The 21427-nt window shown below is 68.5% G+C and carries 17 protein-coding genes and 1 pseudogene; 13 read left to right on the top strand and 5 right to left on the bottom strand.

Going from position 1 to position 21427, the window contains the following annotated elements:
* Positions 1-108: 108 nt before the first annotated feature.
* The 8 genes from ssd (at position 109) to ACFVTM_RS15030 (ending at position 7787) form a co-directional block, all read left to right on the top strand.
* On the top strand, positions 109-1215 hold the full coding sequence (ssd, locus tag ACFVTM_RS15065) for a septum site-determining protein Ssd (RefSeq protein WP_390204297.1): 1107 nt from the start codon (positions 109-111) through the stop codon (positions 1213-1215).
* Positions 1215-2591: a TadA family conjugal transfer-associated ATPase gene (locus ACFVTM_RS15060; protein WP_390204296.1), complete on the top strand. Its 1377-nt coding sequence runs from the start codon at positions 1215-1217 to the stop codon at positions 2589-2591. Before ssd ends, ACFVTM_RS15060 begins: the two co-directional genes overlap by 1 nt.
* A gap of 275 nt (positions 2592-2866) precedes the next feature.
* The gene (locus ACFVTM_RS15055) at positions 2867-3589 is read left to right on the top strand and encodes a type II secretion system F family protein (RefSeq protein ID WP_390204295.1); all 723 of its coding nucleotides are present in this window, start codon (positions 2867-2869) and stop codon (positions 3587-3589) included.
* A 13-nt stretch (positions 3590-3602) separates the two neighbouring features.
* On the top strand, positions 3603-4214 hold the full coding sequence (locus ACFVTM_RS15050) for a type II secretion system F family protein (protein ID WP_390204294.1): 612 nt from the start codon (positions 3603-3605) through the stop codon (positions 4212-4214).
* Between the two features lie 335 nt (positions 4215-4549).
* Positions 4550-6313, top strand: coding sequence for a hypothetical protein (locus ACFVTM_RS15045; RefSeq protein ID WP_390204292.1), 1764 nt, complete (start codon positions 4550-4552; stop codon positions 6311-6313).
* A gap of 321 nt (positions 6314-6634) precedes the next feature.
* On the top strand, positions 6635-6919 hold the full coding sequence (locus ACFVTM_RS15040) for a DUF4244 domain-containing protein (RefSeq protein ID WP_390204291.1): 285 nt from the start codon (positions 6635-6637) through the stop codon (positions 6917-6919).
* A 71-nt stretch (positions 6920-6990) separates the two neighbouring features.
* Positions 6991-7368, top strand: coding sequence for a TadE family type IV pilus minor pilin (locus ACFVTM_RS15035; protein ID WP_390204290.1), 378 nt, complete (start codon positions 6991-6993; stop codon positions 7366-7368).
* The gene (locus ACFVTM_RS15030; RefSeq protein WP_390204289.1) at positions 7368-7787 is read left to right on the top strand and encodes an Rv3654c family TadE-like protein; all 420 of its coding nucleotides are present in this window, start codon (positions 7368-7370) and stop codon (positions 7785-7787) included. The genes ACFVTM_RS15035 and ACFVTM_RS15030 overlap by 1 nt, the downstream gene beginning before the upstream one ends.
* 23 nt (positions 7788-7810) lie before the next feature.
* Here the strand turns inward: ACFVTM_RS15030 and ACFVTM_RS15025 are convergent, their stop codons facing one another.
* Positions 7811-10237 carry a DEAD/DEAH box helicase gene (locus ACFVTM_RS15025; RefSeq protein WP_390204288.1) on the bottom strand — a complete coding sequence of 809 codons (2427 nt, stop codon included), beginning with the start codon at positions 10235-10237 and terminating at the stop codon, positions 7811-7813.
* A 326-nt stretch (positions 10238-10563) separates the two neighbouring features.
* Positions 10564-11256 carry a GNAT family N-acetyltransferase gene (locus tag ACFVTM_RS15020; protein WP_390204287.1) on the bottom strand — a complete coding sequence of 231 codons (693 nt, stop codon included), beginning with the start codon at positions 11254-11256 and terminating at the stop codon, positions 10564-10566.
* 117 nt (positions 11257-11373) lie between these two features.
* Between ACFVTM_RS15020 and ACFVTM_RS15015 the strand changes: the two genes are divergently transcribed.
* Positions 11374-12267, top strand: a complete 894-nt coding sequence (locus ACFVTM_RS15015) for a rhodanese-related sulfurtransferase (protein WP_390204286.1) — start codon at positions 11374-11376, stop codon at positions 12265-12267.
* A gap of 34 nt (positions 12268-12301) precedes the next feature.
* Here the strand turns inward: ACFVTM_RS15015 and ACFVTM_RS15010 are convergent, their stop codons facing one another.
* On the bottom strand, positions 12302-12844 hold the full coding sequence (locus ACFVTM_RS15010; RefSeq protein WP_390204284.1) for a hypothetical protein: 543 nt from the start codon (positions 12842-12844) through the stop codon (positions 12302-12304).
* A gap of 111 nt (positions 12845-12955) precedes the next feature.
* A complete protein-coding gene (locus ACFVTM_RS15005) occupies positions 12956-13414 on the bottom strand; it encodes a hypothetical protein (RefSeq protein WP_390204282.1) in 459 nt (152 codons plus the stop codon).
* A 191-nt stretch (positions 13415-13605) separates the two neighbouring features.
* Between ACFVTM_RS15005 and ACFVTM_RS15000 the strand changes: the two genes are divergently transcribed.
* Both ACFVTM_RS15000 and ACFVTM_RS14995 read left to right on the top strand, forming a co-directional pair.
* Positions 13606-14415, top strand: a complete 810-nt coding sequence (locus ACFVTM_RS15000) for a MerR family transcriptional regulator (protein ID WP_390204281.1) — start codon at positions 13606-13608, stop codon at positions 14413-14415.
* A gap of 260 nt (positions 14416-14675) precedes the next feature.
* Entirely contained in the window at positions 14676-16262 is a 1587-nt protein-coding gene (locus tag ACFVTM_RS14995) for a methyltransferase (RefSeq protein ID WP_390204316.1), read from the top strand.
* 111 nt (positions 16263-16373) lie between these two features.
* Here the strand turns inward: ACFVTM_RS14995 and ACFVTM_RS14990 are convergent.
* Positions 16374-17519, bottom strand: a pseudogene (locus tag ACFVTM_RS14990) (MFS transporter); the annotation flags it as partial.
* A 190-nt stretch (positions 17520-17709) separates the two neighbouring features.
* On the opposite strand from ACFVTM_RS14990, the gene ACFVTM_RS14985 reads away from it, so the two are divergent.
* Together ACFVTM_RS14985 and topA are read left to right on the top strand one after the other, a co-directional pair.
* On the top strand, positions 17710-18462 hold the full coding sequence (locus tag ACFVTM_RS14985; RefSeq protein WP_390204279.1) for an ArsR/SmtB family transcription factor: 753 nt from the start codon (positions 17710-17712) through the stop codon (positions 18460-18462).
* Positions 18463-18633: 171 nt separating this feature from the next.
* On the top strand, positions 18634-21381 hold the full coding sequence (topA, locus tag ACFVTM_RS14980; RefSeq protein ID WP_390204278.1) for a type I DNA topoisomerase: 2748 nt from the start codon (positions 18634-18636) through the stop codon (positions 21379-21381).
* Positions 21382-21427 lie beyond the last annotated feature (46 nt).

Genomic DNA, 21427 nt, shown 5'->3' with positions numbered 1-21427 from the left:
ATGGTCCGCGCGCCTGCGGGGGTGGCGGGGTCAGATAAACCGCGAAACTTGTCCACATAGCCCACGACGGCGGTTACGCTGCAGTGCCGGCCGGGGCACAGTGGCAGCATGAACAGGCACCAGCAACCTGGCCCAGGCTCGCCGCCTCCGCAGGAGCCGGCGCCCTGGATCCCCGGGGAATCCGCGGAATTTCTGCTCGTCACCGGGATCGAGGTGCTGCGCAGCGAAGTGGAACGCATCGTCGCAGCGGCCGGGGGCCAGTTGCGGACGGTGCAGGATGTTGCCGAGGCGGCACCATTCTGGGACGCCGCGGCCACCGTGCTGGTTGGCAGCGACATCCGCGACTTGCCGCCCCGGAGGCGGGTCCCCGCGGTGCTGGTCGGCCTCAAAGGTGACGGAGACGGGCTGTGGCACCTGGCCGCCGCCATCGGTGCCGAACGCGTCGCGGCGCTGCCGGACGCGGCCGCCTGGCTGGCGGAATACCTGAGCAGGTCCCGCGCGCCGGAAGCCGGCGGTCTCGTTCTGGGGCTCACCGGTGGCTGCGGGGGTGCAGGGGCCACGACGGCTGCCATCTGGATCGCGCAGGCCGCCGCCGGGTCCGGGGCGCGGGTGCTTCTGATCGACGGCGACCCCTGGGGCGGAGGCCTGGAACTGGCCTTGGCCGCCGAGGACATTCCTGGGCTCCGCTGGCCTGATCTGGCCGGGGTGAGCGGCAGCATCGACGCAGCCCAACTGGACGACGCGCTGCCTGTCGCCGGCGGATTTTCCTTCCTGTCGTGGCCGGGCGCCCGGGACCGCGCCGCCGTTGCGGACGCAACCACCGTCGCGGCGGTTCTCGACGCCGCACGGCGCGGCAGCGAGCTGGTGGTGCTGGATATTGGCCGGGACCGGGAGGCCTTGCGGTCCTTCGCAGCCGAATGCGATCGGATCCTCGTAGTTGCGCCCGCGCGGCTGCGGTCCGCCGTCGCCACGGCCTGGCTGCTGCAGGATCTTCCGTCGGTGGAAACCGCGCTCGTGGTCCGGGGCGGTCCAGGCGCGGTCCTGGAGGCGCCATTGATCGCCGACTCCGTGGGGCTGGCCCTTGAAGGGATCATGCCGGACATCAAGGGCCTGGCCGCGGCAACCGAACTCGGCCGCCTGCTCGAAGCCGGCAGGCAGCGCGTTGTCCGCCGTTTCGCCGCTGGACTCCTTGACCTGAACGGGGGAGAGTCCTGATGAGTGCCCATGCCGCCGTGGAGCCTGCCGATCCGGGCCGGCCCATCCGGAGGGCTCCGGGCCGCCGCCGCTCGCAGGGATATCTCGACCAGAAACTGCTGGAATCGGTGCGCGAGTCCGTCATGGCCGATGCCTCTCCCGTAACCCCGTCGCGGGTCGCGGCGGCGGTCCAGGCGAGTGGGCGGCTGCTCGGCACGGCCGGCGCGCTGGCTGCGGTGGAGAGCATCAGCGCCGAACTGAACGGTCTGGGCCCGCTGCAACCGCTCACCCGGGATCCCGCCGTGACAGACATCTTTGTCAACGGGCCGGACTCGGTCTGGCTGGACCGCGGCAGGGGTCTGGAAAAGGCTCCGGTCGTCTTTGCCGGGGAGACACAGATCCGGGCCCTCGCCGCGAGACTTGTAGCGGCCGGCGGCCGTCGGCTGGATGACGGTTCGCCCTGCGTGGACGTCCGACTCGACGGCGGCTACCGGGTTCACGCGGTGCTGCCGCCCATTTCCACCGCCGGAACCCTCTTGAGCGTGCGGATCCGCCGCGCCACGGTGTTCTCCATGTCCGAGCTGCGGCGGGACGGCATGTTCGGCGCCGGGACATTCGCGGACCTGGTCCAGACCGTGCTCGAACGGATGGTGGCATCCCGGCTGAGCTTCCTCATCAGCGGCGCCACCGGATCCGGGAAAACTACCTTGTTGGCGACGCTGCTGGGACTGTGCCACCCCTGGGAGAGACTCGTCCTGATTGAGGACGCCGCGGAGCTGAATCCGGTCCACCCGCACGTCGTCTCGCTGGAATCCCGGCACGGAAACCTGGAAGGCGGCGGCGCCGTGGACTTGGCCGAACTGGTCCGCCAGGCCCTGAGGATGCGGCCGGACCGGCTGGTGGTGGGTGAATGCCGCGGCGCGGAGGTCCGTGAGCTGCTCTCGGCCATGAACACCGGGCACACAGGAGGCGGCGGAACCCTCCACGCGAATGAAGCGGCGGCAGTCCCTGCCCGGCTGGCGGCGCTGGGCGCGCTCGCCGGCATGGGCCAGGACGCCGTGCGACTGCAGGTGGCGAGCGCGATCGACGCCGTCGTGCATGTCGAGCGGACCGAGACCGGGCGCCAGGTCGCGAGCATTGGAGTCATGGAGGCCCAGGACTCGGGCCTGGCCGTCACCACCGCACTGGAAGTCCGCGCGGGCCGCGTCCGGTCGGGCCGGGCCTGGCCGCAGCTGGCTCACCGGCTCGGCCTGGATCCCGACTTGGCCGGTGATCCGGACTTGGCCGGTGATCCGGACCTGGCCGGTGCGGGTACGTCGGAGCCAGAGGCGGCGTGGCCGTCCGGGCGGCTCCCGGGTTCCGGACATGGATTCCCGCAGCCGTGGACGCCGCGATGACCGCCCTCCTGATCATCGTTTTGGTCCTCGCCGTGTGGCTGGCCCTACCTTCGCCGCGCGCGGCCGGCCGTCGGACCCGCCGCGCACTGGAAAGCACGGGTCTGCCGAGTTCCGCGGCCCGAGAGCAGTCGCGACCCGGCCGGCGGATGTTTGGGCGGCGGATGTTTGGGCGGCGGATGTTTGGGAGGGGCGGCGGCGGAAGAGCCGGTGGGAGGGCCGTCCGGGGAAGGGGTCGTTTGCGCGCCGGTGGACCCGCGGGGGCGGGACCTGTCCCAATGACCGTGGTGGTCCAACAACTGGCCGCGCTGCTGAAGGGAGGGCGCATTCCGGCCCGGCTGTGGGACGAACTGTGGGTCCTGTACGGCGGGGACGTTGCGCGGGACTGGTCCGCGGGACGCATTCCGGCTAACGGCGCTGGCCGCGACTGGGGCCATAACCGGGGCAACGATCGGGGCCATGACTGGGGCCGCGACAGCTCCGGACCAACATTGGGCCCGGAGTCCCTCAGAGCTCTGGCGGCCGCACGCGCGGCCGCCCTGCGCGGGTCCTCCGTGGCCGCTGCCATCCGCCGCGAGCTCGCCGCGGGGCCCGGCAGTGGGCGCACCATCGTCGCCGTCGCCATGGGGGCTGGGGGTGTTCCGGCCGGCCGCGACGTGCGTGTATGGGGCGAGCTCGCCGCATGCTTTGACATCGCCGAGGCCAGCGGGTGCCCGCTGGCCGACGTCCTGGCGCGCTTTGCCGCTCACCTTGAGACGGAGGACGACGCCGAGGCCGCCCGGCAGACCGCCTTGGCGGGGCCCCGGGCCACCGTCCGGCTCCTGACCTGCCTGCCGGTCTCGGGCCTGGGCCTCGGCCTGCTGCTCGGCGTGGACCCGGTGGCGGCCCTCCTGGGCCACCCGTGGGGGCTCGCTTCGGTGGCCGCAGGGGTGGTCCTGACCGCCGTCGGCCGGTTGTGGTCCATCGGGCTCGTCCGGGCCGCGGTGGAAGCCCAATCGTGACTCCGCGGCCGCCGTGAGGCCCGAACTGGCCGGATTCGTGGTGGCAACGAGCCTCGCCGGTGCAGCCGCCGTGCTCCTCGCAGGCCCGGGCCCTGTCCGCCGGAGGCTCCGGCGCCAGTTTCTGGGTCCGGCCAGCGAAGTCGCCGGCCATTCCGGGGTCCGCGACGCCGGCCGGCGCGAACGTCCCGGATTCACCGGCCTGCGCGACACCGCCATGATGCTGGAACTGATCGGCGCGATGCTGGATGCGGGAGCCGGCCTTGGCCGGTCCCTCGAACTCATCGCCGCCCTGGTGCCACCGGAACTCGGGCGGCAGCTCCGACCGGTTGTTTCGGCCCTCGCCATCGGCGCGGACTGGAACACGGCGTGGCGGAGTTCCGGCACGCAGGCGGCTCAACTCCTTGCCCTGCGGGACGCCCTCTTCTTCGCCGCGCTCACGGGCGCGCCGTCCTCAGCGCTCCTCTACGCCCAAGCGGCCCGGTTGCGCCGCGAACGGAACCGGGCCGCGGAGCAGCGCGCGGCGGCGCTCGGCGTGAAGCTCGTTGTGCCGCTGGGCTTGTGCTCCCTGCCGGCGTTCGTGTGCCTCGGTGTCGTGCCCGTGCTTCTGGGGCTGCTTCCGTCCTGAACCCGGCGGCCCGAGTCGGCCTGAGCCGGCCCGAGCCGGCCCGAGTCGGCCCGCCGGCCGAAGGCCGGCGACTGGCGGGCCCAAGGTTTATTCAAGTTGTTGGGCGATACCGTTGGGACAGGCACCGTCGGAGTATGAGCGGTCTCGTGCGTCGGCTACTCACAGCGCTTCTGTGGCGCCTCGAACCTCGGAGTTTTCTGGGGTCTCGTACCGAGTGGGGGCCGTGCCAGGGGGGCAGATCTATGATTCGACTGCATAAAGTGGGCGTACTTGCAGCGCTCAACCTACTAGTTTTGGCCGGTTTGGCGGTCGGCGCCAGTCCGGCGTCCGCGGCCGTGCCAACCTGTCAGCCGGGGGCGCCGCAACCGACCAACCAGTACCCGGGCACCACGGTGGTGGCGACCAACTTCGAGTCGGGAAGCCTTACGACGTCGGGCTTTAACGCCCCCTTCACGGCCGGGACCGGCACAGCCGATGTTTCCTCCGCTGAGCAGCACTCGGGCAGCTGCTCGGCACACGTCCACGTGACCACGGCGGCCGGTTCCGTAGCCAATTTCTCCGCCCCGCTTCCTGCCGGCAGCGATGACGTCTACGCCGACGGCTGGTTCAACGTCACCAAGGAGGGCGTCGCAGGCAACAACGTCCCCTACTTCCGCTTCTTCAACGGGAACACCCGCTTCGTGGACGTCTACCGTTCCAACGGTGGCGGCGGACCGCTGTGGCTGCGCGTCGCGGCACCCAACGGAACGCTCGGCTACACCCCGATGAAAGTCAACGTCCCGCTCGGCACGTGGCACCACCTTGTCACCCATGTGGTGGCAAACGGATCCGCCACCACGGTCGAGGTGTGGTTCGACGGCAAACTCCTGTATTCCAACAAGCAGGTCGCCACGGGCTTTAACGCAGTCACCAAGATGCAACTCGGCGCAGAGCACCGGCGGCAGGCAGGCGACAGCTACATTGACGACGTCGTCATCAAGGCCGGAAAGGCAGCGGGCCAGGTGGCCGGCACCTTCAGCCCGGTCTCCCCGACCCGAGTCCTGGACACCCGGAACAGCTCCCCTGTCGGCGCGGATTCATCTGTGTCGTTCAAGGTTGCGGGCGTCAACGGGATCCCTGCCAAGGTATCCGCCGTCGTCTTCAACCTGACGGTTACCCAACCGCGGTCACTCGGATTTATCACCGCCTACGCGTCCGGGACAGCGCGTCCCAACGCCTCCAACCTGAACTTCTCCGCCCGACAGACCGTGCCCAACCTGGTCACGGTGCCGGTGGGCGCCGACGGCAAGGTCACGCTGTTCAACAGGTCCCCGGGATCCTCCCACCTGATCGCCGACGTTACGGGCTTTTACGTGACCGGAACACCGACGGTGGCGGGTTCCTTCAAGAGCATTTCGCCCTCCCGGCTGCTGGACACCAGGAACTCGTCGGCCGTGGGTGCAGACTCACCGGTGTCCTTCCAAGTCGCCGGCGTCAACGGAATCCCCGCATCAGTCGCTGCCGTGGTGTTCAACCTGACGGTGACCCAGGCGCGGTCCTTCGGCTTCGTCACCGCCTATGCTTCCGGCAGCGGGCGTCCCAACGCGTCCAACCTGAACTTCTCCGCCGGCCAGACGGTGCCGAATTTGGTCACGGTCCCCGTCGGCGCCAACGGAAAGGTCGCGTTGTTCAACAGGTCATCGGGCTCCGCCCACCTAATCGCCGACGTCGCAGGCTATTACCTGCCAGGCAATCCCACAGCCACCGGTGCGTTCAAGGCAGTTGGACCTACCCGGATCCTCGACACCCGGAATGCAAAGACGGTCGCAGCCAACGGCGGGGTGTCCTTCCAAGTCGCGGGTGCCAACGGCGTCCCCACCGGCGCCCTGGCAGCGGTCTTCAACCTGACGGTCACCTCGCCCAAGTCCTTCGGTTTCGTTACCGCTTACCCGTCCGGCTCGGGCTTGCCCAACGCGTCCAACTTGAACTTCGCCACCGGGCAGACCGTGCCGAACCTGGTCTCGGTCCCGATCGGCCCTGACGGGAAGGTGACGTTGGCCAACCAGTCCAAGGGGTCCGCCCAGCTCATCGCCGACCTCGCGGGGTACTTCCTCCCCTAGGGACGCCTGCATGAGGTTCTGAACACCCAACTGAGCCCGAGGGGCCGTGGTCGCAGTACGGACCGCGGTCCCTCGGGCTCAGTTCTGTGGGTGGGACCGGCCCGGGGGTGGGGCCGGGCCGGCGCGGGCACGGCACTGCCGCCCGTGGGCGGCCCAGACGGCCACTCAGTTCTCCTCCACAGCCCGGCACGCTGCCACTTACGGGCATGTTTTCCACTTGGCGGATCCCACGGGTTACGACGCAGGGTCCCAGCCGGGAGAGTCGAATCAGCCGGCGGTCATGCCGGTGTCCCGTGGAAGGAAACAGTGGAAGGAATACAGATGTCAATCAATCAGGACACTCCCACCGCGCATCGCTTGGGCACAGGGGAGGAAGGCGACGCCGAGGTGTTCGAGATCTATCCGGGCGCCAGCTCGGTGGTCCCCGCGCAGCCGCGCCGACGGACTGGGCCGCCATCCGCGCAGGCGGGAATGGCCACCGCTGAATACGCCATCGCAACGCTCGCCGCGGTGGGGTTCGCCGGGGTCCTCGTGTTCATCATGCGCAGCGATGAGGTCCGAGGCTTCCTCCTGAACCTCATCCGGACGGCGCTCGCGTTGCCATGACGGGCGTCCGGCGCGGCAAGGGGAGCGGCAGCCGGAGGGGGTCACCGCCGACTGCGGAGTGCCGAGGGGCTGTGACGGCCGAGTTCGCGGTGGCGTTGCCCTCCGTCGTCCTCCTGCTCGCCCTGCTGCTCGCGGGGTCGGCGGCCGGGGTGACCCAGCTCCGTGTTGAAGAAGCGGCCCGCGGTGGTGCCCGCGCACTGGCGAGGGGAGCCGAGGCCGGTGAAGTCGGAGACATTGTCCGCCGGCTCGCCGGCGAAACGGCAAGGTCAGAGGTGGCGCTCGACGGCGAATGGCTCAGGGTCACGGTGTCGGGCCGCGTCCCCGGGGCTGTCGGGGCCCTTGTCCCGTGGGCCCTCAGTGCCACTGCCTGGGCGCGTGCGGAAGACCCTGGGGCTGCGCAACAGTCCGCGGCGGATGGTGCCTCCCGTGGCGCGTGGCTGGGCATCTGATGCCGACCACACGTACCTGGGTCTGCAGGCTGCGGCCCCGAAATCCGTCTCCGGCCCGAGACCCCCTCCACTTCCGGCCTTCAGAGCGGGGTTCCGGGACCATCCTGGCCCTGGGGCTCGGGCTCGTGGTCATCATGGCCATCGCTTTGCTGCTGCTTCTGGCCCAGTCGGCAGTTGCGGCGTCGAGGGCTGCGGCGGCGGCCGATCTCGCGGCGCTGGCTGCCGCGGATGCCGCGCGGGGAATCACGTCCGGCGAACCCTGCGCCGTGGCCCGGGAGGTCGCGCTGAAAAACAAGGCCTCTATGCTTGCCTGTTCTGAAGGCCCGGACGCCACAGTCCAGCTCCGCACGGAGTTCAGCGCCGGACCGTTCCTCGGCTCGGCCACAGGGCTTGCCAGAGCGGGACCACCGCCTCGCTGAGACGCGGGTCAGCGAGGCGGCGGTCAGGCGCGGAGCGGTTGGGCGGGGTTTTCGCCCGACCTCCCGGCCGCGGCCGGGACTGGGTCGGCGCTGCCGGTGGACATCCGTTCGGTGGCGTCTTTGAGCAGCACGTCGATCAATGTGACGGCGGCGTCCTTGTCGAGCGGGTTGTTCTTGTTCCCGCACTTCGGCGACTGGACGCAGGAAGGGCAGCCGGACTCGCATTCGCAGGCCTTGATGGCATCCCTCGTGGCGGTCAGCCACAATCTGGCCTTGTCGTAGCCGCGTTCGGCAAAGCCGGCCCCGCCGGGATGGCCGTCGTAGACAAAGATCGTGGGCACACCGGTATCGGCGTGAATGGCTGTGGACACTCCGCCGATGTCCCAGCGGTCGCTGGATGCCACGAGCGGCAGGAGCCCGATGGCCGCGTGTTCGGCAGCATGCAGGGCTCCGGGGAACTGCGCCTCAATCAACCCCGCACCGGTCAGCGAGCGGTTGTCCACTACAAACCAGACCGCCTTGGTAAACAGGTCCCTGGCGCCCAGTTCCAGGGGTTCTTCACCGAGGATCTCATTGGAAATCAACGCCTTGCGCTGGAAGGAGACCACCTGAGTCGTCACTTTTACATCGCCGAAATGTACGGCCACATCGCCCCACTGGGTGGTGCGTTCCGTTTGCAGGACCTCGATCTGGGTCACGTCACGGGCGGTGGTGTAGTAGTCGGGGTTCGCCCGGCGCACCATCACGCAGTGATCGTCTTCATTCAGGTCTTCCACCACGTAGCTGTCACCCTGGTGGACATAGATGGCGCCGGTGTGGGCCTGGTAGTGGGTTTGGGGCGAATCCATGGTGCCGAGCAAGGACCCGGTGTCGGCATCCACAATGCTCACCGGCCCCCCGCCGTCGGCCCGCAGGTTCACCATCGCGGCGGCGCTCTGCGGATGGGTCCAAAACCATCCCGCAGGCCGTTTGCGCAGGTAGCCCTGCGCAACCAGCCGGTCCAGAAGCTTTTCCGAGGTGGCTCCGAAGAGCTCCAGTTCGGCGAAACCCAGCGGAAGTTCCGCAGCCGCGGCGCACAGATGCGGGCCCAGGACATACGGATTGGAGGGATCGAAGACCGTGGCTTCCACCGAGACGTCGAAAATCGCCTCGGGGTGGTTCACCAGGTAAGTGTCCAGCGGGTCGTCGCTGGCCACGAAGGCCGCGATCGCGTCCTGGCCGGCGCGGCCCGCCCGGCCGATTTGCTGGAACAACGACGCGCGGGTGCCCGGCCAGCCCGCGACCAGCACGGCGTCGAGACCGGAAATGTCGATGCCCAGTTCCAGGGCGGAGGTGCTGGAGATACCCAGCAGTGCACCCGAGCGGAGCGACTTTTCCAGGGCCCGCCGCTCTTCCGGCAGGTAGCCCGAGCGGTAGGCGGCCACGCGCTGCGGCAGGCTGGGGTCCACCTCGTCGAGGAGCCGCTTGGCGATGGAGGATATGGTCTCTGCCCCGCGCCTGGACTTGATGAACGCAATGGTCCGGGTCCGGGAGGACACCAGATTGGCCAGTAGGTCGGCGGTCTCGGCGACGGCGGTCCGGCGCTCCTTGGCGCCGTTTTCGCCCCGGAGTTCCGTCAGGGCCGGCTCCCAGAACGCCACGGTGGTGGATCCGTGGGGCGAGCTGTCTTCGGACACGGCACGCACCGGCGCGCCGATCAGCCTATAGAAGGACTGCCCGGGTTCGGAGGCCGTGGCGGACGCCGCGATGAACACCGGGCCGGGGTGTGAGCCGCCGGGGCTGTAGTAGGCGCAGATCCGTCGCAGCCGGCGCATGAGGTTTGCCACGTGGGAGCCAAAGACTCCGCGGTAGCTGTGGGCCTCGTCCACGATCACATAGCGGAGGCGCCTGAAGAACCTGGCCCACCAGGCATGGTTCGGGAGGATGCCGAAGTGCAGCATGTCGGGGTTGGCCAGGATGAAGTTCGCATGGTCCCGGATCCAGCGCCTGGAAGCGGGGTCGGTGTCGCCGTCGTAGGTCTCGGCCCGGACGGTGGGGAGCTTCAGCGCCCGGATCGCGGCCAGCTGGTCGGCGGCCAGCGCCTTGGTGGGGGACAGGTAGAGGGTCACGGCGCCGTCGTCGTGGATCTTGCCGGGATCGGACAGGACCCTGAGCTCGGAGCGGTGGATCGCGTCCAGGGCAGGCAGCTGATACGCCAGGGATTTGCCGGACGCCGTGCCGGTCGCAATCACCACGTGCTCTCCGGCATGGGCCAGCTCGGCGGCCTGGACCTGGTGCAGGTAGGGCTCGTGGATGCCCAAGGAACCGTAGGCGGTCACGAGATCCGGGTGGGCCCACTCCGGCCACGGCGCATTGACGGCCTGCCGGGCGGGGATCGTCCGCACATGCCGCAGCTGTTCCGGGTTCGGGCCTCGGCCCAGCAGCGGAATCAAGGACTCATGCGGGTTCACTCACATATTCTTTCATCCGGCCTCAAATCGCCCGCACAGCAGGCAAGGGCCCGCACAGCAGGCAAGGGCCCGCGCAGCAGGCACCGGCCCGCAGCGGGCGCCGGGGCGTGGGCGCGGTGGACGGGCGTCAGGGAACGCAGACAGAACTGACATTTGCCCCTGGCCCGGGCCTCGCGCGCAGCGGCTCTTCGCCAGCCGGCGCCCGGGGCGTCGCAGGCGCCTCAACCAGGGACAGACGGGCTTACGCCCCGACCAAGGACAGGCAGGCTGCGCCCCAACCATGGACAGACGGGCTACTCCCCAGCCAGGAACAGACGGGCCAAGCGTCAACCGACGGACAGGTCCGCTCCTTCGTCCGAGGTCGAGAGCATCAGGACGTGGCACACCATGCGCCAGCCGAGGTGCGAATAGAGTTTTTGCCCGTCCAGGGAGGCGAGCAGCAGTCCGGAGTCGACGTCGTGTTCGAAGGCCTGGGCCGCCAGAGCTTTCATGATGAAGCTGCCCAGCCCCCGCCGCTGGTAGGTCGGCGACGTCATGATTTTGTCGAATATGGCCGTGTGTCCCACCACAAACACGCGTCCGCTCGCGGCGATCTCATCGGCTGCGCTGACCACCGCGTGGTGGACGCCGTCCGTCCGGGACGTCTCCAGCTTGAGGTCGTCGTCCGATAGCCACGGGTCCTCCGAATCCTGGGTCTCCATGTCCACGATCATCATGGTCTGCGAAGCCGAGGTGACATGGAGGCCGTGCCGCGGTGCCAGGAACGAGTACTTGGCCACATCATTGGTGAGGATCGTGAGGACCCTTGCCGGCGCTTCGGCCGTCTTCGCCGCCAGTTCCGCGAACTCTGAGTCGGACGGGTCGTAGGCGAAGTATTCCCATTCATGGGTGGTGTCCGCCCGATAGGCCGCAGGGAACCGTCCCTCCCTGCGCGTCTCATATCCGCGGCAACCTGCCCATCCGGCAACCCAGATTTCCAGCAGGTGAGTGGTGTCTTCAACCATGGCGTCAAGACTCATGTGATGAGCGTATTCCAGCAGTGCCACAAGCAACAGGGGCCGCATCGGGGAAGGCCGCTTGCTTATCCAATTGTGACTGTTGCCCGGCCGCCCATCCCAGCCAGTACCCTTAAATACGTGGCTTTGAACAGGATTGTGCTCTTTTACGGATTCACCCCCCTAGCAGACCCGGACGCCGTCCGGCTCTGGCAGCGCGCCCTGTGCGAAAAGCTCGGACTGACCGGCCGCATCCTCCTTTCCAAGGACGGCATCAACGCCACCGTTGGCGGCGAACTCAACGCCGTGAAGCAATACGTCAAGGCCACCCGTGAGTACAAGGGATTCCACGACATCGACGTGAAGTGGTCCGACGGCGGCGCGGCAGACTTCCCGCGGCTCAGCGTGAAGGTGCGGGACGAAATCGTATCGTTCGGCGCCCCGGGCGAGCTCAAAGTCGACGCCGGCGGGGTGGTGGGCGGCGGGACCCACCTCAAACCCGAGGAACTCCACGAACTCATCGAAGCCAAGAAGCAGCAGGGCGACGAGGTCGTGTTCTTCGACGGCCGCAACGGCTTCGAGGCACAGATCGGCAAGTTCAAAGACGCGGTGGTCCCGGACGTCGCCACAACCCACGACTTCATCAAGGAACTCGACTCCGGCAAATACGACGCCCTCAAGGACAAACCGGTGGTCACCTACTGCACCGGCGGCATCCGCTGCGAGGTGTTGTCCAGCCTCATGGTGAACCGCGGCTTCAAGGAGGTCTACCAGCTCGACGGCGGAATCGTCCGCTACGGCGAGACCTTCAAGGACAAGGGCCTGTGGGAGGGGTCGCTGTATGTGTTCGACAAGCGCATGCACCTCGAGTTCAGCGGGGACGCCAAGACGATCGGCGAGTGCGTCCGCTGCTCGGCACCCACGAGCAAGTTCGAAAACTGCTCCAACCCGAGCTGCCGGACCTTGACGCTCTATTGCGCCGAGTGCGCGGCAAGCCCCGAAACCCTGCGATGCCCCGACGGCTGCGCCGCCTGAGGCACCATCTCCACGATGTGCCCGCCGGGAGCCCTCAGATGCGGTTCACCCGGTACGCAAAGTTCGCTGGTCCTTTCGCGTCCACTTTGATTGAGAGGGACGCGGCTGCGGGCAGATAAACCACGTTCACCCGGGACGTCCCGCACCGGAGATTCAGGTCCACGAGTTCGTTGTCACCGTTCTCGATGGAAAAGGACACCCGGAGGGCGCTCCGGCATGCCAGGGTCAGGGCATAGGTGCCCGTGGGCAGCACTGTTGTGGTCTCGGTCCGCTCCTCGTCGGCCTCCAGTGTCCCGAAACCCGTATGGAAGACCTGCCCCTCGGCGTCGGGCAATGCGTCGTGAACCCAGTCGTCCAGCTCCTTGCCGGACACCGGCTCGTTGAGGTGGGGGTCCCGGGGAAGGGCCGCATCAGTGGTCGGCGGAGCGGCAACGGCGGTCGTTTCATCCCAGTTGTCGGCGCTGTATTGATATTCGCAGCCGGACAGGACCGCCCCGAGAAACACCGCAACTGAGAGCACCACGGCGGCGGCCGGGGTGCGCTGTCGCGGCACCCTGCTGGCCGGCACAGTTGGCATACCCTGAGATTAGGATTGCCCGGGATCAAACGCTAGAGCCAAAGGTCCGGGTCTGACAGGCCAGTTAAAGGGCGCCGGGCCGGACGCCGGGGAACAGGCTGCAGGCGGGTCTTACTCCGACGCTGCCAGGTGGTAGGCGTAGATCAGCGGGGCATCCACACTGGATGTGCTGAGCCGTACCTCGCCCGCGGCGGGTACCTTGATGCGGGCCGTTTCGCGGCTGCCGTTGCAGGCGGCTCCTGCCTCGGCCAGCTGGCTGCCGTCCAGGCTGACGGCGAAGAACGCCTTGCCGCCTCCGTCGCACGTCATGGTGAGCGTGTAGGTGCCGGCGGGCACGCCGGAAGCGGTCCGGACGATCGGATCCCGGTTCAGGATCTTGCCTGCATCATCCAGCACCGTCCCGGGGGCGGAGGGCAGTGCGGTGGCCTTCCACGCGGCGACGTCGGTGTTCTCAACTGAACCGGCCGGGGAACAGGCTGCTGCGGCCAGCACCACGCCGACGGCGGCCGCACCCGTGAGCGTCCGCCGGATCAACCGGGCGCCGGAGGCGGGGAAGGAAGGGAAAATCATGCCTCCAACTTACCGTCTTGTACGCACCCGTCCGGCCGCGCGGGCTTTCCCGGCGCCGTCGCTCGCGGAACCTTGACTTTGACGCAACGTCAAAGTTTAGAGTCGAAGAGAGGGGCCGGCAGAGGCCGGTCGGCAGGGGAAGAGCAAGGGCAGCAGGAACACCAGGCCCAAGGGATAAGGAAGGTGGAAGCATGGACTGGTCCGTTCAGCAGATCGCGAAATTGGCCGGCACCACCGGCCGTACGTTGCGGCACTACGACGACATCGGCCTGCTCAGGCCAAGCCGCACTGGCAACAACGGCTACCGGTATTACAGCCAGGAGTCGCTGGTCCGCCTGCAGCGGATACTGCTCCTGCGAGACATGGGGCTTGGGCTGCCGGCGATCGCGGACGTGCTCGCCAACGACGCGGACGCGGAACGGGCGTTGGGCCGGCATCTGGCGTGGCTGCTGCAGGAACAGGACAGGCTGGGGCGGAAGGTTGCGTCGGTCCGGCACACCATAGAGGCATTGCAAACAGGAGGAAAGATCATGCCCGAGGAAATGTTCGACGGTTTCGACCACACCCAGTACCGGGAAGAAGTCGAACAGCGGTGGGGCAAGGACGCCTATGCGAGCTCAGACGCCTGGTGGCGCGGTATGGGGGCCGGGGAAAAGGCCGCCTGGACCGAGCAGTCGCGGCAGCTCGGCGCGGACTGGACGGCAGCGGCAGCGTCGGGTGTCGCGGCGGACAGCGCGCAGGCGCAAGACCTGGCCCGGCGCCACGTCGAATGGCTCAAGGGCATCCCTGGCACTCCGGCGGCGTCCCCCGCCGGAGGCGGCAACAATTCAGGCGGCAACAGTGCCGGCGGGAACGCCGCCCGTCCGGACATCAAGGGGTACGTGACAGGACTCGGTGAAATGTATATGGCCGATCCCCGGTTCGCCGCGAACTACGGCGGTGCCGACGGCGCGGCCTTCGTCCGGGACGCCCTGAGGATCTACGCGGAAACCGAACTCTAGCCGGTCCCGCACACAGTCCGGTCAAAGACCGGTCCCGCGCGGAGTGTCCAAGCCCGGACTCGCACGGCCCTTGACTGAGGCCCGCGACCAAGTTCGGGACTAAACCCGGGGACTAAACTTGTCCGGTGACTTCCTCAGCGCAAGGCCCCACGGAACCGTTTGATTCAACACAGGTTCATTCAACGCAGGCTCCCGCAACCCCGCCCACCGTAGCTACCCCCGATGCTCCGCGCAGTGACCTCCCCGGCCTCCTCGAGGCCCTGGCCGCGGACCTGCGTGCCGTGGGCTACTCGGTGGACGGGGTTGCGGAGCTGCTCGGCGAGGCTGCGCATTCGGCGCTCAGCCGTGACCAGCTCATCCCGGCACTGATCGTCACGGGGCGCGCCTCCGGGGAACCGGCGACGACGGCGCTCGCCGCCGTCGTGCGTCTCTGGCTCCTTGCTGAGCCTCAGCGCCCGGAGACCCTCGACGCCGCCCTCCCCGGCATCCGCACGGAGGGGCTGCTGGAGCTCGGGCTCGTGGAACCGGCGGACGGGGACCAAGACGGGAACCAAGACGGAGACCAGGGCCGCTTCCGGGCGAAGGTGGACCTGAGGCCCTACGGCTGGGACCCGATCCTGGGGGAGGACGGCGTTCGCCAGGGCGGAGCCGACCTCTGGGTGGCCAGCGACCTCGCGGCCCACCAGCGCGCAGGCGTCCTCCGCCATGACCACGTCCTCGGGATCGGGCAGGCCTCCACCACCCTGGTCCAGATCACGGCCCGCCGCCATGTTGCCAGGGCCCTCGATCTCGGCACGGGCTGTGGCATCCAGACCTTTCATCTGCTGCACCACGCGGAACACGTGACCGCCACGGACATTTCCGAACGCGCGCTGGCGTTCACCCGGTTCAACCTCCTGCTCAACGCCGCCGAGCTGCACCTGGACCCGGCCGACCTTGAGGCCCGGGTGAGCCTGAGGCTCGGATCCTTGCTGGACCCCGTCGCGGGCGAGGAGTTCGAGCTGGTGGTGTCCAACCCGCCGTTCGTCATTACGCCCCGCAGCCTCGGCGAGAGCGCAACGGACCAGTTCACGTACCGCGACGGCGGCCTGCCGGGGGACGAGATTGTGTCGTCACTGGTCCGCGCACTGCCCTCTGTCCTTGCCCCGGCCGGAACGGCCCAGCTGCTGGGCAACTGGGAGATCACGGAGGGTGCCGGCTGGGCCGAGCGGCCGCAAAGCTGGGCCGGTCCGGACGCCGACGCCTGGTTCATCCAGCGCGAGCAGGTGGGCCCGGAGCAGTATGCCGAAACTTGGCTGCAGGACGCTTCGGAATACCGCGACCGCCGGCTCTATCAGGACTCGTACGCGGCTTACCTCGAGGACTTCGCCGCCCGCAATGTGGCGGGAATCGGCTTTGGCATGATCTGGCTGCGCCGGCCGGCTGACGGAGCGGGGAAGGTGATTTCCCGCTTTGAGGAGATCACGTACCCGATCGAACAGCCCGTGGGACCGCACTTGGGCGCCGCCGTCGAGCGTGCCGACTGGCTGGCCGCCCACGATCTCGCCGCCGCCCACCTGCTGGTCGCGGAGGACGTCACCGAGGAACGGCACCAGCGCCCTGGTGCGGAACACCCCGGCGTCATCCTGCTGCGGCAGGGTGCCGGGCTGCGCCGCACCAACTTGCTCAGTACCGAGCTGGCCGGGTTGGTCTCAGCGTGCGACGGCGACCTCTCCGTCGGGCAGATCATCGGCGCCCTCGAGGCGCTGCTGGGCGGGTACGAGGGGTTCGACAGCGCGGAGTTCCGCGCCGGCCTCCTCGAAGAAGTCGGGAATCTGGTCCGCGACGGCTTCCTGCTGCCGGTCTGAAACTGCCCCTGCCGCCTGGACCGGCAAGGCCGCCATGGCCGCCCCGGCTGGAGTGGCTGAAGCGGCATCCGCCGCGCCGGCAGCCGCCGCACCGGCGCCGCCGGCGTCCTCCCGGCCGAACCGCGGCAGGACGTAGGCGGCGAGGGCAAGTGCCACCAGGACGCCGACGGCCCCGGTGACCACGAAGCTGGCACGCACCGGCCCCAGTGCGCCCAGGAGCCCGCCCAGGGCCAGCGCGCCAATGGAGACGGCACGCGTCATCCCGCCGACGATTGCCATCGCCTGGCCGCGCCCGCTTTCCGGAATCCGCAGGATCGCGATCGCGCCGAAACAGGCGTTCAGGACGCCGCAGGCCGTCCCCGTCGCCGTGTAGGCCACAAAGAGCAGTTCCACGTTGGGGACGAGACCCGTGAGAACCAGGAACGCCGAGGCTCCGGTCATGGATGCCAGCAGCATGCGCAGCCGGACCCGGGGCGTTCTGATCCTGCCTGCCATCGCCGCCCCGGCCGCCATTCCGAGGCCGAACGCTGCGGTCAGGAGCCCGTACTGCGCCTCGGTGACGCCCAGTACATCCCGGGCCAGGAACACCTCAAGGACATTTGTTGCCTCGCCCACCACGATGAAGAACGTCGCTCCGAGGACCAGGGCCCAGACGAGGCTGTCGCGGCGGATCACGCGCAGTCCGTCGAGCAGCGCGGGCTTGGCCTTGCCGGCCCGTTCGGCTGCCGTGCCGCGGCGGGTCCGGATCAGCAGCGCGCCCAGCCCCATGGCGACGTAGCAGCCGCTGGCAACGGCGAACACGAGTCCGGTCCCGGCCCAGCCGCTGAGCAGGCCGCCCGCGGCGGGACCGGCCATGCCCGCAATCATGATGGTCGCCTGCATGGTCCCCATCGCCCGCGGCGTGCGGTCCTCGCCGACGATCCGGGGCAGCAGGGCCTGCCAGGTGGGGCTGGCGACGGCCTGGGCCGCGTCCAGCAGGAATGTCATGGCGAACAGCACGGGCAGATAGTTCTCCAGGTACTGCATGCCCAAGCCCATGCCGGCGACGGCGGCGGCGCTGACCGCGGAACTCGCCGTCGCCAGCGTCCGGGAGTCCATGGTGTCGGCGAGCCGGCCGGCCCACGGGGCCAGCAGGACCAGCGGCAGCGCCGAGCACAGCAGGTACCCGGCCACGAGCCAGGGCCCGGCGACCGGCGTTTCGCCGGCGGCGGCCTCGTTCTGAAGGTGCAGCATGACGCTGACGACGACGGCGCCCATCCCCGCCGTCGCAACGAACCGTGCCGTGCCGGCGATCAGGAAGTCGCGGTTGCGCCAGAGAGGCTGGGCCGGCGCTGCGGAGGCGGACAAATTATGAAGTGTCTGTTTCATAAGTAGCAAGCTAGTCCTGCGCCGGAAATAATGTCAAGCATTTCTTTCATAGTTTGGCGGGGCTGGATACACTGGAGGAGTGAATGCAGAAACCCCGACGGCGGAGACCACGACTCCGCCGGCCACCAAGCGCCGGCATCGTCCGGAGAAGCAAGTGGAAATCACCGACCCGAAGGCGATCCGTGCCCTGGCCCACGCCGCGCGGCTGGAGGTCATTTCCGAGCTGTATTCCACCCAGGTGAGCCGGACGGCCACGGAACTTGCCGCGCAGACCGGCCTGACGCCCAGTGCCATGAGCTACCACCTGCGGGCCCTGCAGAAGTGGGGCATCGTGGTTCCTGCAGCCACCGCCGGCGACGCCCGGGAGCGGCGCTGGAAGGCTGCGGGCACGGATTTCACCATCCACTCGCTGGGGGGAGTGGCCAGCCCGGAACTTGCGGTCCTCGACCTCGAGCTCGACGCCTACCGCCGCCGCGTCCTTGCCTACGCCAAGGCCCGCAACGAGCGGCGCGAGAGCGGCGACACCACCGACGGCCCGTCCTCTGTGGTGCTGGCCAGCAACCTGCTCTACCTGACGCCGGAGCAGCGGGCCGAGGTGACGCGGCGGGTCTTTGACCTCCTGCGCGACTACGAGCTCGAGGACCCGGACCACGTGCCCGAGGGCGCCGAACGCATGGCCACGATGTGGTCGATGATTCCCGACGACCGCGGACCGGCCGCCGCGAAGCCCGCCGCCACGACGCCGGCCGCTGGAAAGCCCACGGCCACCGCGAAGCCTGCTGCCGCCGGAAAGCCCACGGCCACCGCGAAGCCTGCGGCCGGCAAGGCCTGAGGCTGCCGCCGGAGCACCCTCCACAACCACCGGTAACCCGGACTCGTTTCGGCCGGATACCACCTCCACGGAGCCGTCATTTCCGGCCGGATGCGCGGGATTTTGCAAAATATGGTGAACTAGGCGGGTATGGGCGCATCTGCCCGAGCCACCTTTTTCTGTAGGAGCATCGTGCCAAGCAAGGCCAAAACCGGCAAGAAACTCGTGATTGTGGAGTCTCCCGCCAAGAGCAAGACCATCGCCAAGTACCTGGGCGAGGGCTTCATCGTTGAGGCCTCCATCGGTCACATCCGCGACCTTCCCCAGCCCTCGGAGCTCCCCGCGGACCTGAAGAAGACCCCGCTGGGCAAGTTCGCCGTCGACATTGAAAACGACTTCAAGCCCTACTACGTGGTCTCCTCGGACAAGAAGAAAAAGGTCGCCGAACTCAAGGCCCAGCTCAAGGATGCCGACGCTCTCTATCTTGCAACCGATGGGGACCGCGAGGGCGAGGCCATCGCGTGGCACCTGCTGGAAGTGCTCAAGCCCAAGGTTCCCGTCTACCGGATGACCTTCGGTGAGATCACCAAGGAAGCCATCCACCGCGCCATGGACAACCTGCGCGACGTCGACCAGGACCTGGTGGACGCCCAGGAAACGCGCCGTGTGCTGGACCGCCTGTACGGCTATGAAATCTCCCCGGTGCTCTGGCGCAAGGTGGCCCGCGGCCTCTCCGCCGGCCGGGTGCAGTCCGTCGTCACCCGCATGGTGGTGGACCGCGAACGCGAGCGGATGGCCTTCAAGGCCGCCTCCTACTGGGACCTGACGGGCCAGTTCGGGGCAGACTCTGGAGCTGCTTCTTCGTTCAAAGCCAAGCTCGCCGCCGTCGACGGAGCCAAGGTGGCCAGCGGCCGCGACTTCAACGACAACGGCGAACTGACCTCCCGGAACGTCGTCCACGTCGACGAGGAACTCGCCACCGCCCTGGCGGCCGGCCTGCAGAGCGCCGACTTCAGCGTCCGCTCCGTCGACACCAAGCCGTACACCCGCCGCCCGGCGGCGCCGTTCACCACCTCCACGCTGCAGCAGGAGGCCGGCCGCAAACTGCGTTTCTCCTCCAAGAGCACCATGCAGGTTGCCCAGCGGCTGTACGAAAACGGCTACATCACCTATATGCGTACGGACTCCTCCGCGCTGAGCGACGAGGCCGTCACGGCCGCCCGGCGCCAGGCCTCCGAGCTGTACGGCACGGAATACGTTCCCCCGTCGCCGCGGGTCTACAGCAGCAAGGCCGCCAACGCCCAGGAGGCCCACGAGGCCATCCGTCCCGCCGGTGACTCCTTCCGCACGCCGGCCCAGGTGGCCAACCAGCTCTCCGGCGACGAGTTCCGGCTCTACGAGCTGATCTGGAAGCGCACCGTCGCCTCGCAGATGGCCGACGCCAAGGGCTCCACCGCCACCATCCGCCTGGGCGCCGTGGCAGTGGGCGGCACGGCGGCAGGCCGCGACACGGAATTCTCCGCGTCCGGCACCGTCATCACCTTCCCCGGCTTCCTGGCCGCCTACGAAGAGGGCAAGGACGAAAGCCGCGGCGATGACGACTCAGAGGAAGCCCGCCGGCTGCCGAACGTGGCCCAGGGCGACGCGCTGCAGGCGTCGGACATCGTCGCCGTCGGCCACGAGACCTCGCCGCCGCCGCGCTTCACTGAAGCCTCGCTGACCGCCGAGCTGGAAAAGAAGGGCATCGGCCGTCCGTCGACCTATGCCTCCACCATCTCCACCATCCAGGACCGCGGCTACGTCCGGAAGCAGGGCTCCGCTCTGGTCCCGAGCTGGATCGCGTTCTCCGTCATCCGGCTCCTCGAGCAGCACTTCCACGACTACGTCGACTACGAGTTCACCGCGGACATGGAAGCCGACCTGGACAAGATCGCCAACGGCCAGGCGGCCGGACCCGCCTGGCTCAAGCACTTCTACTTCGGTGCAGACACCGAGCCCGGCCTGCTGAGCATCGTGAACAATCTCGGCGAGATCGATGCCCGCGAGATCAACTCCATTCCCATCACGGACGGGATCACACTCCGCGTCGGCAAGTTCGGCCCGTACCTGGAAAGCTCCGTCGCGACCGTGGATCCCGAGACCGGCGAAGTGGTTGAAGCGGCCCGCGCCAACGTCCCCGAGGACCTGGCCCCGGACGAACTCACCGCCGCCAAGGCCGTTGAACTCATGGAAACGGCTGCCCCGGAGGAGCGGGTCCTGGGCACGGACCCGCACACCGGGCACGCAGTGGTAGCCAAGAACGGCCGCTACGGCGCCTACGTCACGGAGGTCATCCCGGAGATGACCGACGAACAGCTGGCCGCCCAGCCCGTTGAGTACTACAAGAACGGCAAGCCGAAGCCGGCCAAGAAGCCCGTCAAGGCCAAGCCGCGCACGGGTTCCCTGTTCGCGTCCATGAGCGTGGACACCATCACGCTGGATGAGGCCCTGCAGCTCATGAGCCTGCCCCGGGTGCTCGGCCAGGACGCCGAGGGCAACCCCATCACGGTGCAGAACGGCCGGTTCGGACCGTACCTGAAGAAGGGAACGGACTCCCGCTCGATCGGCTCCGAAGAGGAAATCTTCACCATCACGCTGGATCAGGCGCTGGAGATCTACTCGCAGCCCAAGCAGCGTGGCGCCCGTGCCGCCGTACCGCCGCTGGCCGAATTCGGCCCGGACCCGGTCTCGGAGAAGAACATCGTGGTGAAGGAGGGCCGTTTCGGCCCGTATATCACCGACGGCATCACCAACATCACCGTGCCGCGCAGCACCTCGATCGAGGAGCTGACCCGGGAACGCGCCGTCGAACTCCTGGCGGAAAAACGGGCCAAGGGCCCGGTCAAGCGCACGACGACGGCCCGCAAGGCACCCGCGCGGAAAGCCCCTGCGAAGAAGTAGGTCAGTCACACCGAAGTCGCCGGAAACGTGCGGGTTCGCTGGAAAT

Source organism: Arthrobacter sp. NPDC058130, from assembly GCF_042884475.1.
Taxonomy (GTDB): Bacteria; Actinomycetota; Actinomycetes; order Actinomycetales; family Micrococcaceae; genus Arthrobacter.
This window is presented reverse-complemented; position numbering and strand designations above follow the sequence as displayed.

Bases quoted from the DNA above. Each gene is read 5' to 3' on its own strand.
- ACFVTM_RS15005 (WP_390204282.1), bottom strand. From the start codon at position 13,414: ATGATTTTCCCTTCCTTCCCCGCCTCCGGCGCCCGGTTGATCCGGCGG.
- ACFVTM_RS15010 (WP_390204284.1), bottom strand. From the start codon at position 12,844: ATGCCAACTGTGCCGGCCAGCAGGGTGCCGCGACAGCGCACCCCGGCC.
- ACFVTM_RS15030 (WP_390204289.1), top strand. From the start codon at position 7,368: ATGCCGACCACACGTACCTGGGTCTGCAGGCTGCGGCCCCGAAATCCG.
- ACFVTM_RS15040 (WP_390204291.1), top strand. From the start codon at position 6,635: ATGTCAATCAATCAGGACACTCCCACCGCGCATCGCTTGGGCACAGGG.
- ACFVTM_RS15000 (WP_390204281.1), top strand. From the start codon at position 13,606: ATGGACTGGTCCGTTCAGCAGATCGCGAAATTGGCCGGCACCACCGGC.
- ACFVTM_RS15055 (WP_390204295.1), top strand. From the start codon at position 2,867: ATGACCGTGGTGGTCCAACAACTGGCCGCGCTGCTGAAGGGAGGGCGC.
- ssd (WP_390204297.1), top strand. From the start codon at position 109: ATGAACAGGCACCAGCAACCTGGCCCAGGCTCGCCGCCTCCGCAGGAG.
- ACFVTM_RS15020 (WP_390204287.1), bottom strand. From the start codon at position 11,256: ATGAGTCTTGACGCCATGGTTGAAGACACCACTCACCTGCTGGAAATC.
- ACFVTM_RS15060 (WP_390204296.1), top strand. From the start codon at position 1,215: ATGAGTGCCCATGCCGCCGTGGAGCCTGCCGATCCGGGCCGGCCCATC.